At 55.5% G+C, this 16263-nt stretch carries 16 protein-coding genes; 6 read left to right on the forward strand and 10 right to left on the reverse strand.

Features of this window, described 5'->3' with window-relative positions; translation table 11 throughout:
• Positions 1-48 precede the first annotated feature (48 nt).
• The 3 genes from PT964_RS13310 to PT964_RS13320 form a co-directional block, all read right to left on the reverse strand.
• Positions 49-1254: an S-layer homology domain-containing protein gene (locus PT964_RS13310; RefSeq protein ID WP_274363847.1), complete on the reverse strand. Its 1206-nt coding sequence runs from the start codon at positions 1252-1254 to the stop codon at positions 49-51.
• A 128-nt stretch (positions 1255-1382) separates the two neighbouring features.
• Entirely contained in the window at positions 1383-1982 is a 600-nt protein-coding gene (locus PT964_RS13315; protein WP_274363848.1) for a hypothetical protein, read from the reverse strand.
• On the reverse strand, positions 1948-3360 hold the full coding sequence (locus PT964_RS13320) for a DEAD/DEAH box helicase (protein ID WP_274363849.1): 1413 nt from the start codon (positions 3358-3360) through the stop codon (positions 1948-1950). Before PT964_RS13320 ends, PT964_RS13315 begins: the two co-directional genes overlap by 35 nt.
• A gap of 130 nt (positions 3361-3490) precedes the next feature.
• On the opposite strand from PT964_RS13320, the gene PT964_RS13325 reads away from it, so the two are divergent.
• Positions 3491-3790 carry a DUF2573 family protein gene (locus PT964_RS13325; RefSeq protein WP_274363850.1) on the forward strand — a complete coding sequence of 100 codons (300 nt, stop codon included), beginning with the start codon at positions 3491-3493 and terminating at the stop codon, positions 3788-3790.
• Here the strand turns inward: PT964_RS13325 and PT964_RS13330 are convergent.
• Together PT964_RS13330 and PT964_RS13335 are read right to left on the reverse strand one after the other, a co-directional pair.
• Positions 3753-4535, reverse strand: a complete 783-nt coding sequence (locus PT964_RS13330; RefSeq protein ID WP_274363851.1) for an SDR family NAD(P)-dependent oxidoreductase — start codon at positions 4533-4535, stop codon at positions 3753-3755. The two genes, PT964_RS13325 and PT964_RS13330, sit on opposite strands and share 38 nt — an antisense overlap.
• 91 nt (positions 4536-4626) lie before the next feature.
• The gene (locus PT964_RS13335) at positions 4627-5085 is read right to left on the reverse strand and encodes a chemotaxis protein CheX (RefSeq protein ID WP_274363852.1); all 459 of its coding nucleotides are present in this window, start codon (positions 5083-5085) and stop codon (positions 4627-4629) included.
• A 111-nt stretch (positions 5086-5196) separates the two neighbouring features.
• Here PT964_RS13335 and PT964_RS13340 point away from each other — a divergent pair, with 111 nt between their 5' ends.
• On the forward strand, positions 5197-6123 hold the full coding sequence (locus PT964_RS13340; protein ID WP_274363853.1) for a zinc dependent phospholipase C family protein: 927 nt from the start codon (positions 5197-5199) through the stop codon (positions 6121-6123).
• On the opposite strand, the gene PT964_RS13345 is transcribed toward PT964_RS13340, so the two are convergent.
• Entirely contained in the window at positions 6120-7421 is a 1302-nt protein-coding gene (locus PT964_RS13345; protein WP_274363854.1) for an MFS transporter, read from the reverse strand. The genes PT964_RS13340 and PT964_RS13345 overlap by 4 nt on opposite strands.
• A 141-nt stretch (positions 7422-7562) precedes the next feature.
• Here PT964_RS13345 and PT964_RS13350 point away from each other — a divergent pair, with 141 nt between their 5' ends.
• Positions 7563-8465, forward strand: coding sequence for a LysR family transcriptional regulator (locus PT964_RS13350; RefSeq protein ID WP_274363855.1), 903 nt, complete (start codon positions 7563-7565; stop codon positions 8463-8465).
• Between the two features lie 127 nt (positions 8466-8592).
• Entirely contained in the window at positions 8593-9399 is an 807-nt protein-coding gene (locus PT964_RS13355; RefSeq protein WP_274363856.1) for a histidinol-phosphatase, read from the forward strand.
• A gap of 245 nt (positions 9400-9644) precedes the next feature.
• On the opposite strand, the gene PT964_RS13360 is transcribed toward PT964_RS13355, so the two are convergent.
• Entirely contained in the window at positions 9645-10751 is a 1107-nt protein-coding gene (locus PT964_RS13360; RefSeq protein WP_274363857.1) for a GGDEF domain-containing protein, read from the reverse strand.
• Between the two features lie 121 nt (positions 10752-10872).
• On the opposite strand from PT964_RS13360, the gene PT964_RS13365 reads away from it, so the two are divergent.
• Positions 10873-11826: a cation diffusion facilitator family transporter gene (locus tag PT964_RS13365; RefSeq protein ID WP_274363858.1), complete on the forward strand. Its 954-nt coding sequence runs from the start codon at positions 10873-10875 to the stop codon at positions 11824-11826.
• Positions 11827-11931: 105 nt separating this feature from the next.
• Here PT964_RS13365 and sdhB read toward each other — a convergent pair whose 3' ends face one another.
• From sdhB to PT964_RS13380, 3 genes are read right to left on the reverse strand one after another with little or no spacing between them, the layout of a single operon-like run.
• Positions 11932-12699 (reverse strand): succinate dehydrogenase iron-sulfur subunit, encoded by a 768-nt coding sequence (gene sdhB / locus PT964_RS13370; RefSeq protein ID WP_274363859.1) that lies wholly within the window; start codon positions 12697-12699, stop codon positions 11932-11934.
• A 14-nt stretch (positions 12700-12713) separates the two neighbouring features.
• The gene (gene sdhA, locus PT964_RS13375; RefSeq protein WP_274363860.1) at positions 12714-14465 is read right to left on the reverse strand and encodes a succinate dehydrogenase flavoprotein subunit; all 1752 of its coding nucleotides are present in this window, start codon (positions 14463-14465) and stop codon (positions 12714-12716) included.
• Between the two features lie 25 nt (positions 14466-14490).
• The gene (locus tag PT964_RS13380) at positions 14491-15171 is read right to left on the reverse strand and encodes a succinate dehydrogenase cytochrome b558 subunit (RefSeq protein ID WP_274363861.1); all 681 of its coding nucleotides are present in this window, start codon (positions 15169-15171) and stop codon (positions 14491-14493) included.
• A gap of 198 nt (positions 15172-15369) precedes the next feature.
• Between PT964_RS13380 and PT964_RS13385 the strand changes: the two genes are divergently transcribed.
• Positions 15370-16260: a LysR family transcriptional regulator gene (locus tag PT964_RS13385; protein ID WP_337995030.1), complete on the forward strand. Its 891-nt coding sequence runs from the start codon at positions 15370-15372 to the stop codon at positions 16258-16260.
• Positions 16261-16263: the final 3 nt, after the last annotated feature.

Consider the following 16263-nt stretch of genomic DNA (forward strand, 5'->3'; position numbering starts at 1 on the left):
GCCTGCAACTGCAACAGACGAGGGTTTTCCGCTTGACGAAGCTTTTATTTATTTAATCGCAATCGATGTAACCGTTTGGTTAGTAAGCGTAAGCTCCAGCCTCGTTTGGTCTTGGACGAAGGAGGAAACCGTTCCGTTCGTAATCGCTGCGTCCGGAGCTACGTTCAAAATGACGGTTTGCGGGTTTTGGCCGTTCACTTCTTGCGCTATGGAAATCAAGTCCAGCTTGCCTTCCGCGTTGACGCGATGCGACTTATAGGTGCCCGCAACCGTAGTAACGTTCACCGGCTGCTTCACTTCGATAAAGTTGACGATTCCGTTATACATGTGAACGGTCACTTGGTCTCCGGCAAGCACGGCGGAAAGCGACGATTTGACGTTGTTGCGGAATACGAACGCGTTCGCGTCGACCGGATAAGCGGTCGTAACGCCGTCCGCCGTGATGGAAATCGCATTCGTCGCCACCTGTGCAACCTTACCTGTAAATTGCGCGTTCGTTTGGCCCGGAGCTTGCGGCAGCTGGTTTTCCGTGCGGCCCAGCAGCGCCGCCATCTCCGCGCGGGTCACCGGCTTATTCGGCTGGAACGTGTTATCGTTGTAGCCCGTGATTAAGCCTTTGTCGAGCGCAACCTTGACGAAACCGACCGCGCCGGCAGGAATCGCCTTCGCATCTTTGAACGAAAGCTTGGCGTTCATGTTCGCCTTCGCCTCATCCTCCAGCTTCAATGCCTTCACGAGCAGCATCGTTGCCCAAAGGCGGGTAGCCTTTTGATCCGGACGAACTTCCGTGTCGTATTCCGCAAACAGATCGTTTTCCGCAGCGACCGCTACGTAACCTACGGACCAAGCCGGGATTTTATTCGCATCTCTGAAGTTCAGCTCCGTGCTCATTTCCGCTTCGGATTTCGCTTGTGCCTCGAGCCCCATCAAACGCACGGCCGCCGTCAGCGCTTCGATGCGCGGGATGTGCTGATTCGGGCGGAACGAGCCGTCCTCGTAGCCGTTAAATACGCCCATAGCCGCAAGCTCCGCGATATATTTCATCGCCCAAGCCGCTTGATCCTCCACGTCGCGGAAATGCAGCTTAATTTCGAGTTTCGAATCGCCCTTGGCTTTAATATGTATTTCGCCTTTTTTGTAATCTTTGTCTTCCCGCTTGTCGCCATCCGCGAAAGCGGAAGCGGCTCCCCCGGCCACCATCGATACCGCCAGCGCTCCAACCAATACGTTTTTCAGCAACTTCGTCTGTTTCATCAAGTTCCACTCTCCCATGAATGTTATCGTAAGGAGCCTCTTAAACTCCTTGATGCCAATAACATTCGGGAGGCCGTCCAAGTTTTGGGGGGTGTTCCGAAAAATATTAGGCGTTACATGATTGCTTCTTATAAATCCGGCATTTTTAGCCGCAAGCGTATGATGACCGAATCGCCGTTCCATTCGACGTCTTTGACGGCGATCGGCAGCCGGTCGTCCAGCTCAAGCGAAATTTGCACCGGTTCGAAGCTCACCCACGACTCGGGAAGCTCCACATCTTTAATCCGCGAGGATACATGCGTCACGACCAGCCGCGGAGGCGACCATTCCAGCCGAAACCGGTGAGTGACGGCTATGTCGGCGGTATTCGCCAGCCGTACGATGGTGTGAGCGACCAGCTCGTCGCCGGACAAGTCGAACCGCGCCCCCGTCACCTCGGCATAAGAAGACAGCTTCGATTGGCTGCGCAGACGGTCTTTAATAAGCGCGTCGATCTCCGCTTCGGTAAGACGGATCGTTAAGCTGCGCTCGTCCAGCATCGCGAGCGCCTTCTCCTCCAACGAGGGCAAAGGCCCCGAGGACCAGTCCAGCCGTTCCTCAGGCGCCGCGTAACGTAAAACTCCGAAAGCGACCGACAGCAGCGCCGCAAAGAGGATCAGGAAAACGATGAAAAAGAAAGCGGCGCCGCTCCTTTTACGGCTTACGCGGAGCGGCATTTCCGCTCTCACCTTCCTTGCCGTCCTGCGCCCGCTTCTCCTTCAGCCAACGGGGGGCGCCTTTGTTTTTCTTGTCGCGGTGGCGGTTCGACGGCCGCTCCGCCTGCTTGCCGCTCGAAGCGGCCGTCTTCTTGGCGGTGTTTCGCGCCACGGACTTCGCCTCCGGTTTCGCCGGCAGTTTCGCCGGCGGTTTGGGGGCCGGCTTTGCCGACTTCACCGCCGCCTCCGGTCCGCCGCCGTCGCTTCCGGAGTCAGTCAACGCTCCGCCGCGCAGCACCCTCTCGTTGATGCGGATGTTGAGCTCCTTCGCCATCTTGGCGGCGATAAAGCGCTGCTTCGGCGTCAAAATGACGATCGACGTCCCTTGCTTCCCCATCCGCCCCGTTCTTCCCGCGCGATGCAAATACGCCTTGGCATCGGTCGGCGGATCGAAATGAATGACGTGCGTTACGTTCGGGGCGTCAATGCCGCGCGCGGCCACGTCGGTCGCGATCAAATGCGGCATGCGCCCGTCCCGGAAGCTGCGCATGGCCGCCGCCCGTTCCAGCTTGGGTTGATCTCCGTACACCGCCGTTACCGGCAAGCCGAGAAATTTCAGCTTCGCTTCCGTTTCCGCCACCCGTTCGGTATCGTTCACGAAGACAATCGAAGCGGCAGGGTTTACCGTCCGAAGAAGCCGCCGGACAGCGTCAATTTTGTCCCGCTCCTCGACGACGATCATCAAGTGCTCCAATGTGGAAGGGATGCGGGAATCGTTTTGCTCCTCCACCCCGTTGATTTCGATCCAGTGCGGCTCGTTCATCCAGCGGTCCGCGAGCGCCCTCGCTTCCTCCGGCATCGTCGCCGAGCAGAACACGATCTGCTTCGGCTTCGGCAAGGCCGACATAATAAAATCCGCTTCCCCGCCGGCGCCAAGACTGAACGTTTGGTCCGCTTCGTCAACTACAACGATGCGTATTCCATGCGTCTTCAGCTTATTGAGCTTTAATAATTCGACGATCCGGCCCGGCGTACCGACAATCAGCTCCGGATGCTCCTTTAGTTTCTCGATTTGCCGCTTGATGGCCGCGCCTCCGATCAATCCGAGCGCACGCAGCGATGTGCCTGCGAACAAATCGTTCGCTACCTTCACGATCTGCATCGCCAGCTCCGCCGTCGGCGCGAGAACGATCGCCTGCTCTCCGCCTTCCGGATTCAGCCTCTCCGCTACCGGCAGAAGATAGGCGAGCGTCTTTCCCGTTCCGGTCCCGGAGCGGATCACCGCATCGCTGCCTTCCAGCAGGCTGGGAATTGCCGCCGACTGAATCGGGGCGGGGGAAAGGATCCCCTTGGCGGCCAGCGCATCGCTCCATATGCCGCGCAATCCGAGCGACACGAACGTATTTTCCATTGTTATTTCCACTCCTTATTTGCCGCCTCCGTCCGCTTTGACACCCGAGACGGCGGTGCGATAGACTTAAATCGGCAGGAAGCGGCAGAGAGCCGCTTCCGCCCAGACAACGAAAGGCAGGTTCATTCGTATGAACATCAATGACGATTTTCGTAAAGCCTTCAACGCTCTGGCCGAGAAATACGCCGAGCTGCTGCTCGGCGACGCCTCTGAGGAAACAGTAGAGAAGGTTCGGTATTGGGCGCTGTTCAACCATATTCACAAAACGATGCCCGCCCTCACGAACCATTGGAACGCCGCCCATCCGGCGGAAAAAACCGCCGTCCGAGAGCTCTTCGAAGAAATTCGGGACAAAGGAAGACAACACAGACAATCCGTCTCGGGGCCTGCGTCTACTTCCGATTTAAAAAACGAACCGCCAACCGAGTAAACAAACCGGCGGGAATGAGTCTGGCAAGCGCCGCTCCCCATCCCATATACGCGGGCACGAACATTTGCGGCCGCTTGCGGACGACCGCGGCGACGACGGCTTCGGCGATTTTCTCTGGGGAAACCATCAGCTTTCCGATGCTGCCCTTGTACCCTCCCTGAGGGTCGGCCCGGTCGAAGAACGGCGTGTCCACCGGACCCGGGTTCACGCTCGTCACAAGTATGCCGCTCCCGTGAAGCTCTTGGCGAAGCGCGTCGGTAAAGCCGATGACGGCATGCTTCGTGGCCGAATACCCGGACGACTTTGCCGTACTGATGAAGCCGGCCACCGACGCTACATTTACAATGTGCCCGGAGCCTCTGGCGAGCATTCCCGGCAGAACCGCCTTCGTGCAGCGGACGGTGCCGAAATAGTTTACGTTCATCATGTCCGTAAATTCGGCCAGATCCGTGCGCTCAGCCGTCTCAAACAGTCCGAAGCCTGCATTATTGACGAGAACGTCGATCGGGCCGTGCGCTCGGACGATGTTCTCGAAGACGCTGCGCACATCGCTTTCGTCCGTTACATCGAGCCGGTATGCAAACATGGTGCCAGAATACGGCTCGGCCAGCCGCTCCAGCTTTTCCAGCGTGCGGGCCGTAACGATGACCGTCGCGCCTTCTTCTGCGAAGCGCCGCGCCGCAGCGGCGCCGATGCCGCTGGAGGCGCCCGTGATCGCGACGATTTTGCCGTGCAATGCGTTCATGCTCGTTATCTCCTCTTATGTACAAGAAAACCTCCGACGCGTCCGATCGAATCGGCCGCATAAGAGGCAATCGCTTCAACTTATATGTATTTTACGCGATAAGCACTTGAATGTCTAAATCGCCGATGCCGTCCATCGAAAGCGGGATGGACAGCGCCTTCTTCGCCTTTAAAGCGAACGATTCGGACGCTTGAATAATTTTCGGCGGCGTAATGTCGACCTTGACTCCTTGGTCGTAAAGCATCGTGCTGGCATTGCCGCTGATCATATTGCCGAGCTCGGAGATCGCGCTGTGTCCCATTTCTCCCAGCTCTTCGAGCACGTATCCGCCCATCATGGCCGAAACCATTTTGATCGCGACGTGTTCATGAAGCCCGAACATGACGTCTCCGGCCATTTGGCCCGTCATGCCGACATGGATCCATATATATCCGTCATGCTGAATAATTTCTTTAACCCCAAGTTCCCCGGCCGACGGCTTTACGCCCGCCACCTGTTCTATGACGATTCTTGCTGACTCCAGAAAAGGGTTGATGTATTCGGTGTTCATTCGTATAATACCTCCGATGTAGGCAAAAAGACATAGATTTCATAATTCTTTATCGTATTATAACCGACTTTTGGATTTCAGTATAGGTTTTCAGTATAGGAGTTGATAGATTTGCCGAATATATGGACGCATTTTATTTGGGGCGAAGAAGTTCTTAAGCGGCTGCAAATTGCGGAGCCGGTGCTGAAGTCCCCCCGCGAGGCGGCGTTGTTCCGCTTCGGCTGCCAAGGACCGGACCTGCTGTTCTACCATCGCTTCTATCCGTGGATGAAACAACAAGCGGCTTTCGCCGGCAAGCTCGGCTCCGTCATGCACAAGAAACGGTGCGGCTTATTTCTCGGCAGTTTGCTTGAGGATTGCGCGGGTTTGCCGCTTCACCACCCGAAAACCGTATACACGCTCGGTTTTCTGGCGCATCATGTTCTCGACCGGCAAGCCCATCCGTTCGTCTTTGCGCGGGAGGGCTCCCGTTCCCGCGACCATCAACGGCTCGAGGTCGCGCTCGACACGCTGGTTGCGGAGCGGGAAAGAGGAATTCAAACCCGGTTTACGCCCGTAGCTCCTTATCTTTACAGCGGTGCCGCGCTTGATCCGGAGGTCGCATCGGCGCTGACAAAAGCGCTGCTTAAGACGTATCCCGAGTACGCCGGCCGTGTTTCCGACGACTTGTGGAACGAAAGCTATCGCGATATGCTGGCCGCAAACCGCATATTTCACGACCCGTACGGCGTGAAGCGCATCCTGACCGGCGGGGCGATCGAGCCGTTCGTGCCGGGACGGCGGACGAATCCTGCCGACGCCGCGAACGAACGCCGGGACGAATGGCGGCCTCCCGCCGCAAAAGAAAACACGTCCCGCGAATCGTTCTGGGACGTGTGGAACCGCTCGTTCGACGACGGCGAGCGCGTGCTCAAGGCGGCGGTCGATTGGCTTCGCGCCGCAAACGAGCATCCGGACCGCATGTCGGCGGCCTGGGACGAATTTCGCCTCGCGCTCGGCGATCTGTCTTATGAAACCGGCCTGGCGTGCGAGGCTTAAAGCGAAACGGTGCCTGAGCCAGGCCCGCCCGGAATGGCGGCTCCTGCCGCCTCCCGCTCCCCTTTGGGAATATTGACCGTCTTCAGCAGCGCGATGCCCGCCACGAAAAACACGATCAGCGCGAGAATCCCGAACCGCCCTTCCCCGGTCAGCTGGTTTACGAATCCGAATACGGCCGGTCCGACGATGCCCGCGAACTTGCTCCAAATGCTCATAAAGCCGAAATATTCGGCGGACCTTCCGGCCGGAATCAAGCGGATGTAGATCGATCGAGCCAGCGACTGGCTTCCGCCCTGCACGACGCCGACCAAGCAGGCCAGCGCATAAAACTGCCAAGCGGTCGTCATGAAATAGCCTAGAACCGTAATAACTACGTACACGGCGAGCGCCCCGTACAGCGACGATTTCGCGCCGAACTTTTCCGCAAGCTTGCCGAAAAGCAGCGAGAACGGCAAGCCGACGAACTGGGTGATCAGCAGCGCCAATATTAAATCCGACGTGCCGATTCCGATGGCGGCTCCGTAAACGGTGGCCATTTTGATAATGGTGCCGATCCCGTCGCTGAAAAACCAGAAGGCGGCCAAATATTTCAGAAGCTCCGGGTAATGTCGGACATTGCGGAACGTATCCTGCAGCCTGGCGAACGCTTCGCGCACCGCTTTGCCCGTGCTCGCCGCCTTCTCCGCCCCTTTCTCTTTAACCGTGCGCAGGAGCGGAATCGAAAACAGCAGCCACCATAAACCGACCGAAACGAACGCGAGACGGGTTCCGTCGGTCGTGTTGGATAAACCGAACAGCGCCGGCTTTTGAATCATGAGCAGATTGATCGCCAGCAGCAAGCCTCCCCCCAAGTAGCCGTACGCGTAGCCTTGGGCCGACACGCGGTCCCGCTTGTCGCTCGGGACGATATCGCCGAGCAGCGCGTCATAGAACGTCAGCGACCCGCTGACGCCGACGACGCCGACCAGCGTAAGAATAACGGCCAACGTCAGGTCGCCTTCGCCCACCAATGCATAAAGCAGCGTCGACAGCACGCCGGCGCCCATAAATAAGCCCAGCAGCTTCACCTTCGAGCGAGAGACGTCGGCTACCGCCCCGAGAATCGGGGAGATCAGCACCAGTATTAGCATTGCCGCGGATTGTGTGTACGCCCAGTACGACAGCGCCATGTCCTCCCCAACCGCCGCACCGGGCACGCTTACGAAAAAAATCGGCAGCACCGCGGCCATCATAGTCGTCATATAGGCGGAATTCGCCCAGTCATACATAATCCAAGCACGCACTTGTTTTCGGTCCATTGGTTCTCCTCCGTCGTTCGATCGCATTTTTCTCGGATTGATTGCTATCACCATTGTACATGAAACCGCTTCATTTGGGCTTCCACTTTTTATTAAGTTTTTTTTATCCTATAATGAGTTCGTACGGAAGGGGAAGATGCTATGAACTTAAACCAATTGGAAACGCTGCTTACCATCTCGAAGACGATGAGCTTCCGGAAGGCGGGCGAGCTTCTGAATTTGACGCAGCCGGCTGTCTCGGCGCAAATTAAAAGCCTGGAGGACGAATTCGGGACCCTTCTCGTCGATCGTAATCAACCGGTTACCTTGACGGATCAAGGCGAACTGTTTTTGGAGCACGCCGAACGCATCCTGGCTATTGTCGAGGAGCTGAAGCTGAAGCTCGCGGATATGACCGCGACGCCGCAAGGCCACATCCGCCTAGGCACGACGACCTCCATCGCCATGCAAATTCTTCCGCGGGTGCTCTCCTATTTCAACAACCAATTTCCGCTTATTAAGACGACGATTCATTCGATGACCTCCTCGCAAATTATGGCCAGTGTAGAGAACGGCACGATCGATATCGGCATCGGCTATTTGAACGATAAGACGCCTAACTTGGTAACCTCGGTGCTTTACTACGACTCCTTCGAGCTGGTTGTCGCGCCCGATCACGAGCTTTCCGGGAAAAAACGGCTTCCTATCGCCGCTTTGCAGGACTTGCCGATCATCATGCTTTCCAGGGAAACGGCCGGCAGGCGGTACGTCGATTCCGTGCTGGAGAAGCACCGCATCGTGCCTCAAGTCGTTATGGAGCTGTCCAGCAGCGAGGAAGTGAAGCGGATGGCCGAGCTGAATTTAGGCGCTGCCATCGTGTCTAAGATGTCAATGGCGAACGAGCTGAGACTCGGAACGCTCAAGATGATTCAGGTCGACGAGCTCGGTACGACCCATCCCGTCGGCGTTATGGTGAAATCCGGCCGCTACTTGAACTCGGCGATGAAGCAGTTCCTGAGCGATTTGAAGGGCATGCCTGAAACGCAGTTTTTGGGGACAGAATAAGTAGCCAGACCGCGTTTAGAGGAAGAGCCCGTTCCGAAATCGGGAAGAGTCATCTATGAAGCACATTCAGCCCGATTTCTAAAAATTTATTCGGCATAAAAATTGTCAGGGGAGGAGCTTTCGTCCGATGAAATTCGATTTGCATACGCATCACGAGCGGTGCGGGCACGCCAAGGGCAGCATTGAAGATTACATTCTCTCTGCGATCGACAAGGGGCTGTCCGTCATCGGCATTTCCGACCACTCCCCATTTTTCGGCCATCCGGACGATCATCCGTTTCCGAACATCGCGATGGCTGCGGGAGAGTTTCCGTTCTATATCGAAGAAGTGCTCAGGCTGAAGGAAAAATACAAGGATCGCATCGAGGTGCTGCTCGGTGTAGAGTCCGACTTTTTCCCGGAGCATCTGGACCGTTACAAGCGTATTTACGCCAAGTATCCGTTCGATTATATAATCGGCTCCGTTCACCAAAGCGGGGGCGTCTCCATCTTCAACAAGCGGCGCTGGAACAACCTGGACGAGCGGGAGCAGATCGCCGCCAAGGAGACGTACTTCGAACAAATCGCCGAATCCGCGAAGAGCGGAATGTTCGATATTCTCGGACATATCGACGCCATGAAGGCGAATTATCCGGCCTTCTCCGATCTTCAAACCGATGCGGTCGAGGACACGCTCAAAGTGATCGGCGAATGCGATATGGCGATCGAAATCAACACGTCGGGCAAAACGAAAGAGGTCGGCGGCTGGTATCCTTCGGACTCGATTTTGGAGCTTGCCCTCCATTATAACGTATCGGTTACGTTCGGCTCTGACGCGCACACGCTCGACCGCGTCGGGGACGAGTGGGAGCTGGTCCGCAAGCGTCTGAAGGAGATCGGCTTTACGCGCTGGTGCTTCTTCCGCAAGCGCGACCGGGTGTTTGTGGATTTATAGCCATATGGGTAAAAAAAGCGGACCTGAACGCCTCGGCGTCAGGTCCAAATCGTATCTATATTCAAAAAGGGGGTCTTGCCAATTATATTACCTGATCTATATTAGCCTCTCATAACACGAACATTTCAATTTGATGACAAATGAATGCTTTTTTCTACGACAGACTCATTACCTACAGAATGCTTCAAACGATCCTGCGTTGCTTTCACCGCATTATACGATTCTTCGATCAAAATCGCGGTGCCTTATACTTTTTTCTCTTCCGTCTCCTCCATCCACACCTCCACCCGGTTTCTCCCGTTCCGTTTCGCCGCATAGAGCGCCTGATCCGCGCATGGGAGCAGCGCTTCCTTCGAAACCTCCGGAAAGCTCGCAACCCCTGCCGACACCGTCACAGCGACCGTCCGCCCCTCTGCGGCAATGTTCGACGCCTCAATCTTTCTTCGGAGCCGGTCGGCTGCGCCGGCCGCTTCATGCTGCCCTGTACCCGGCAATACAAGAACAAACTCCTCGCCGCCGTACCTGGCGACGAAATCTTTGCTTCGGAGCTCCTGCTTTAAGACGGCGGCAACCGCTTTGAGCACCTCGTCGCCGAAAGCGTGGCCGTACGTGTCGTTAATGCTCTTGAAACGATCGATGTCGACGAACACCACCGACGCCTTCGCGACTTGCGGATTTTGCAGTAAAGCTTCGAAATATTGCCGAAAATAACGAACATTGTACAGCTTCGTCAGATGGTCGGTGTTCGCTTCCTCCAGCAGCGCAATACGGCGGACGTATTCGCCTTTCATTATGTAAATCGCAAGCGACAGCGCCATCGAACCCGCCGCGCAAAGCGGCAGCGACACCAGCAGATCGTACACGGTCACCTCTTGTATGACGACAGGCACTGCCGCGAATACGGACAATAATACGCCGCCGGCGATCGATGCCTTCTTACCGTAGCTCCATCGTTTCCGCCTCAGCCACAACGTCAGCGCGGAAGCGGCGGCGCCCAGCAAGGTCATCCGGATAACGGCGGCGGCCGTTTCCGCGTTCCAACCGTAGACTAGAGCCCCGAGCCCGATGCCGAAGCCGATCCGGATGCCGAGATGAGGATTCGAAAACAGCAGCGGAACAAGGGCGAGCGGAGCGAAGCGCAAATCGGTTGAGAGCGGGCCGCTTCCCGTGAGCCACATGCCGAGCCATCCGGCACAAACCGATATAGCGGCAAACAGACGCTGCTTCATTCCGGAGGGCGCGGAGGCAAATCGGTTCGTATGGGCCAAGCTTGCCATATAAGCGAGCGCAATCAATACGCCGGTCCCGCCTGTCATGGCTTTCAAGATGCCGAGCAGCTGCTGCGGCTCCATGCTTGTTCTACCTCTTTCTCTTCATGACATTATTTATTATTATTATAATTTAATAATTGTTACAAATTATAAAGTGCGTTATAATAATTGGAATGAACAATCCGATGAAGAAGGTGCCGACTTGTACGATTATCATCATTTGCGTCATGTTAAAGAACAAAACGCGTCCAAAAAATCGTTGTGGATTACGCTCATTTTGACCGGTTTTTTTACCATCGCGGAAATTATCGGGGGGATCGTATCCGGCTCGCTCGCTTTATTGTCCGATTCCGCCCACATGATTTCGGACGTCTTCGCACTCGGTCTGAGCATGACCGCCATCTATTTGGCCACGCGCCAGCCGAACGAACGGTATACCTTCGGCTACCTGCGGTTTGAAATCATCGCCTCATTCATTAACGGGCTTGCGCTATGCGCCATCTCCATCGGCATTTTTTGGGAGAGCGTCAGGCGGTTCCTAAATCCCGAGCCGATAGACCTGCCCATCATGCTGACCGTAGCGGTCATGGGCTTAATCGTTAACATCGTGTTGACGTTCGTTCTCTCACGCAGCATGCACGAGGAAGAAAACTTGAACGTGCAAAGCGCCCTGTGGCATTTTATCGGCGACCTGATCAGCTCGATCGGCGTCATCCTGTCGTCGCTTCTTATATGGTGGTCGGGGCAAACTTGGTTCGACCCGCTGATCTCGCTCGTGATCGGGGGCATTATTTTCGTCGGAGGGGCCCGCATTATTCGCGAGTCCTATTACATTCTTATGGAATCCGTGCCCAAGAAATTCGATCTGGAGCAAATCCGCGCGGATATCGGCAACGTCGAAGGGGTAGAGGACGTACACGAGCTGCATCTTTGGGCGATCTCTACGGACCATTACTCGCTTACGGCTCACGTTTTCGTGAACGATTCGATTCAGCCGCACTGCATCATATTGGCGATTACCGAAACGCTCGACAAAAATTACGGCATCACCCATTCGACGATCCAGATGGAAAATGCGATCGTACACCCGCACGGCGAATACGGACGGGAATTTTTGCGAAGCCAGCAGGAGGAGCGGCCCGAAGCGCCCAGGTGAAAAACCGGCATGCTATAATGTACTCATGATTTTGGGTAAAATGATCGCTTCCTTACAAAAATAAAGGCCTTAGTCCATAAGAGGACTAAGGCCTTCGTCATGTTATTATTGCCCGAGCCATTGTTTGAACAGCAGCTTCGTCGTGTCTCGGTTGATCGCAGCGATGGACGTCGTTAGCGGGATGCCCTTCGGACACGACTGCACGCAGTTTTGCGAGTTGCCGCAGCCTTCGATGCCGCCAGGTCCCATCAACGCCTCCAGACGCTCGTCCTTGTTCATCTCGCCCGTCGGGTGAGCGTTGAACAAGCGCACTTGAGAGATCGGCTGAGGACCGATGAAGTCAGAACGGTCGTTCACGTTCGGGCAAGCCTCCAGGCAGACGCCGCACGTCATGCACTTCGAAAGCTCGTACGCCCATTGACGCTTCGTCTCCGCCATGCGCGGTCCCGGTCCGAGATCGTACGTTCCGTCGATCGGAATCCATGCCTTCACGCGCTTGAGCGCGTTGAACATCCGGCTGCGGTCGACGATCAAGTCGCGCTCCACCGGGAACGTCTTCATCGGAGCGAGGCGTACCGGCTGCTCCAGCTTGTCTACGAGCGCCGAGCATGCTTGCCGCGGCTTCCCGTTAATGACCATGGAGCAAGCGCCGCACACTTCCTCCAGACAGTTCGATTCCCAGCACACCGGGGACGTCTTTTCGCCCTTCGCATTCACCGGATTACGCTGCACTTCCATGAGCGCGCTGATCACGTTCATGTTCGGTCGGTACGGAATCTCAAACTCTTCGGTGTACGGTTTGGAATCCGGCGTGTCCTGCCGGGTGACGATAAACTTGACTGTTTTTTTGCCTTCCGAAACGGTTGTTGTCATGTTCACGCACCTCCTTATTTCTTCTTATCCGTCGTATAGTCGCGCTTCCGAGGCTTAATCAGCGAAATATCTACGTCCTCGTATGAGATTTCTGGACCGTTGTTCGTATACTTCGCGATCGTCGTCTTTAGGTAGTTTTCGTCGTCCCGCTCCGGGAACTCCGGCTTGTAATGCGCACCGCGGCTCTCGTTGCGCATCAGCGCGCCGATCGTCATGACGCGGGCAAGCTCGAACATGTTCCACAATTGACGCGTGAAAGCTACGCCTTGGTTGCTCCACTTTGCCGTATCGTTAATGTTGATGTTTTTGTAACGCTGCATAAGCTCTTGAATTTTGTTGTCCGTCTCTTGCAGCTTCTTGTTGAAGCGGACGACCGTCATATTATCGACCATAAGCTCGCCGAGCTCTTTATGCAGAACATATGCGTTTTCGGTGCCGTCCATCTTCAGAATCGAATCGTATTTCTCCTGCTGACGCTTCTGTTCTGCGTTGAAGTGCTTCTCGTCCACGTCGTTCGCGGATTTCTTCAAGCCCTTAATATATTCGACCGCCTTCGGACCGGCCATCATGCCGCCGAAAATCGCGGAAAGAAGCGAATTCGCGCCGAGGCGGTTCGCGCCGTGGTATTGGTATTCGCACTCGCCGGCCGCAAACAGACCCGGAATGTTCGTCATTTGGTTGTAGTCGACCCACATGCCGCCCATCGAGTAGTGAACCGCCGGGAAAATTTTCATCGGAATTTTCCGCGGGTCGTCGCCCATAAACTTTTCATAAATTTCGATGATGCCGCCGAGCTTCACGTCAAGCTCTTTAGGATCTTTATGCGACAAATCGAGGTATACCATGTTTTCGCCGTTGATGCCGAGCTTCTGATCGACGCAAACGGAAAAAATTTCCCGTGTCGCGATGTCGCGGGGAACGAGGTTTCCATACGCCGGGTATTTCTCTTCAAGGAAGTACCACGGCTTGCCGTCCTTATACGTCCAGATACGGCCGCCTTCGCCGCGGGCCGATTCGGACATGAGGCGCAGCTTGTCGTCGCCCGGAATCGCCGTCGGGTGAATTTGAATAAACTCGCCGTTCGCGTAATGAACGCCTTGCTGATATACGGCGCTCGCCGCGGTGCCTGTGTTGATAACGGAGTTCGTCGTTTTTCCGAAAATAATGCCGGGGCCGCCGGAAGCCAAAATAACGGCATCCCCTTTGAACGTTTGGATTTCCATGGAGCGGAGGTTTTGTGCGGAAACGCCGCGGCAAACGCCTTCGTCGTCAAGCACGACGCCGAGGAATTCCCAATGCTCGTACTTCTGCACCAGGCCCGCCACTTCCCAGCGGCGCACTTGCTCGTCAAGCGCGTACAGCAGCTGCTGGCCGGTCGTTGCGCCCGCGAAAGCGGTACGGTGGTATTGCGTCCCGCCGAACCGGCGGAAATCGAGCAAGCCTTCCGAAGTACGGCTGAACATAACGCCCATCCGGTCCATCAGGTGAATAATGCCCGGAGCCGCTTCGCACATCGCTTTAACAGGCGGCTGGTTCGCAAGGAAGTCCCCGCCGTAAATCGTATCGTCGAAATGCTCCCAAGGCGAATCGCCCTCGCCCTTCGTGTTGACGGCGCCGTTAATGCCGCCTTGCGCGCACACGGAGTGGGAACGCTTTACAGGCACCAACGAGAACAAGTCAACGTGCATACCCGCTTCCGCGGCTTTAATCGTTGCCATTAGGCCGGCCAAACCGCCGCCGACAATGATAATTTTGTTGTTAGCCAACTTTCGTTCACTCCTAAATCCGTTATTAGACCGAAGCGGCCCCGATTACGGCGGAAGCCGTCTCCGAAGCAGCCGCAGCGAAGGAATCGTCCAAGAACGCGGTCAAGGACAAAATAAACATAATGCTCATGACGACGAAAAGACCCATTGTTACATAAGTAGTGACGCGCTGTGCGCGCGGACCGACGACAATGCCCCAGGAAACCAGGAACGACCAAAGTCCGTTGGAAAAATGGAATACGGCCGCGATGATGCAAACGATATAAATTCCGAAAATGACCGGATTCGTTACGATCGAGTGCATTTGCGTTCCGATCGCGTCCTGCTCTACGGAGCCGAGCGCGATTTGGACACGCGTGTTCCAGACGTGCCATACGACGAATACGAACGTAATGACGCCCGTCACGCGCTGAAGCATGAACATCCAGTTGCGGAAATAGCCGTGATTGCTCACATTGTTACGCGACTGGTACGCTACGTACAGGCCGTATACGCCGTGGTACAGCAGCGGCAGCCAAATTAGAAACAGCTCCAGGAAAAATACGAGCGGAAGGCTGTGAATCCAGTGCACATGCTCCAGGAACCGTTCCGGCCCGCCTTGATAAGCGGAATAGTTTGTCAGCAAATGCTCGACAAAGAAACCGCCCAACGGAAGTACCCCCAGTAAAGAGTGAAGCTTCCGGTGCAAATACGAATTTCCTTTCATGACTTTGCGTTCCTCCCTGAGAAATAATAACCTTTGCCCCGTTAACCTTTTAACGTTCTAAATTCTACTCCCCCGTGGCATGCCCGTCAATAATTGGACACTTTTTATCCACATTTCATAATACTCTCGTTGGCCTTATAATGGAAGTGCCGTTTTATTATAATGTATAATAACAGATTGTTATTAGGGGATGATTGTATGCTGGATTTGCTGACCGTTTTTGCGACCGTCGTCGAGCAAGAAAGCTTGAACCGGGCTTCCCGGACGTTAAATATAAGCCAGCCAGCGTTGTCGCGAAAAATTTCGCTGCTGGAGGAGCAGCTCGGCGTGCAGCTGTTCCATCGGCGGGGGAAGCGGCTGGAGCTTACCCGCGTAGGGCAGATCAGCTATGAGTTCGCCGTTCAGATGCGAAAGCTGCAGGGACGGTTTTTGCAGACGATCGCGGAATTCAATTCCGCCAATCGCGGGAGGCTGACCGTCGGCGCCTCCTTGACGACGCTGCAATCGACGCTCCCCGAGCTGCTCGCCGCCTTTACCCGGCATGCGCCGAACGTCGATATTCAAGCTTTTACGGGGAAAACGCACGAAATTGTAACGCTGGTCAAAGAAAAACGGTGCGACGTCGGCTTGGTGGCGTCGAACGTCGATCATCCCGATACCGTCTGCGTCCCGTTGTTTGACGACCATTTGACGCTGCTCCTTCCCGAATACCATCCGCTGGCGGAGAAGCCCGACGTTTCGATCAGCGACCTGGACGGTCTGCCGATGATTTTGTTTTCGCAAGGCTCCTGGTACCGAGTGTTGACCGACGAGCTGCTTCACCAGTATCGGATCGTTCCCGACGTCAAGATGGAGATCGATTCGTTCGAGGTCATCGTCCGGCTTGTGTCCACCTGCAATCTTACGACGCTGCTGCCTAAATCGTATTTGCGGAACAACCTGCTGCAAAACAACGCGGTTCGCGCCGTCAACGTGCCGGAGCTGACCAATACGACCCGAACGACGTCGCTCATTTATTCCAAACACGGCCCTCTGGCGCCTGCGGTGAGCGAATTCGTGTCGCTCGCTCAATCCTTAAAATTATGGTAGGTT

The sequence above is a fragment of the Paenibacillus thermotolerans genome, from assembly GCF_028745515.1.
GTDB lineage: Bacteria > Bacillota > Bacilli > Paenibacillales > YIM-B00363 > Paenibacillus_AE > Paenibacillus_AE thermotolerans.

Excerpts from the sequence above, each read along its gene's own strand:
- PT964_RS13310 (WP_274363847.1), bottom strand. The coding sequence starts at position 1,254 with ATGAAACAGACGAAGTTGCTGAAAAACGTATTGGTTGGAGCGCTGGCG.
- PT964_RS13320 (WP_274363849.1), bottom strand. The coding sequence starts at position 3,360 with ATGGAAAATACGTTCGTGTCGCTCGGATTGCGCGGCATATGGAGCGAT.
- PT964_RS13325 (WP_274363850.1), top strand. The coding sequence starts at position 3,491 with ATGAACATCAATGACGATTTTCGTAAAGCCTTCAACGCTCTGGCCGAG.
- PT964_RS13330 (WP_274363851.1), bottom strand. The coding sequence starts at position 4,535 with ATGAACGCATTGCACGGCAAAATCGTCGCGATCACGGGCGCCTCCAGC.
- PT964_RS13335 (WP_274363852.1), bottom strand. The coding sequence starts at position 5,085 with ATGAACACCGAATACATCAACCCTTTTCTGGAGTCAGCAAGAATCGTC.
- PT964_RS13345 (WP_274363854.1), bottom strand. The coding sequence starts at position 7,421 with ATGGACCGAAAACAAGTGCGTGCTTGGATTATGTATGACTGGGCGAAT.
- PT964_RS13350 (WP_274363855.1), top strand. The coding sequence starts at position 7,563 with ATGAACTTAAACCAATTGGAAACGCTGCTTACCATCTCGAAGACGATG.
- PT964_RS13355 (WP_274363856.1), top strand. The coding sequence starts at position 8,593 with ATGAAATTCGATTTGCATACGCATCACGAGCGGTGCGGGCACGCCAAG.
- PT964_RS13360 (WP_274363857.1), bottom strand. The coding sequence starts at position 10,751 with ATGGAGCCGCAGCAGCTGCTCGGCATCTTGAAAGCCATGACAGGCGGG.
- sdhB (WP_274363859.1), bottom strand. The coding sequence starts at position 12,699 with ATGACAACAACCGTTTCGGAAGGCAAAAAAACAGTCAAGTTTATCGTC.
- PT964_RS13380 (WP_274363861.1), bottom strand. The coding sequence starts at position 15,171 with ATGAAAGGAAATTCGTATTTGCACCGGAAGCTTCACTCTTTACTGGGG.
- PT964_RS13385 (WP_337995030.1), top strand. The coding sequence starts at position 15,370 with ATGCTGGATTTGCTGACCGTTTTTGCGACCGTCGTCGAGCAAGAAAGC.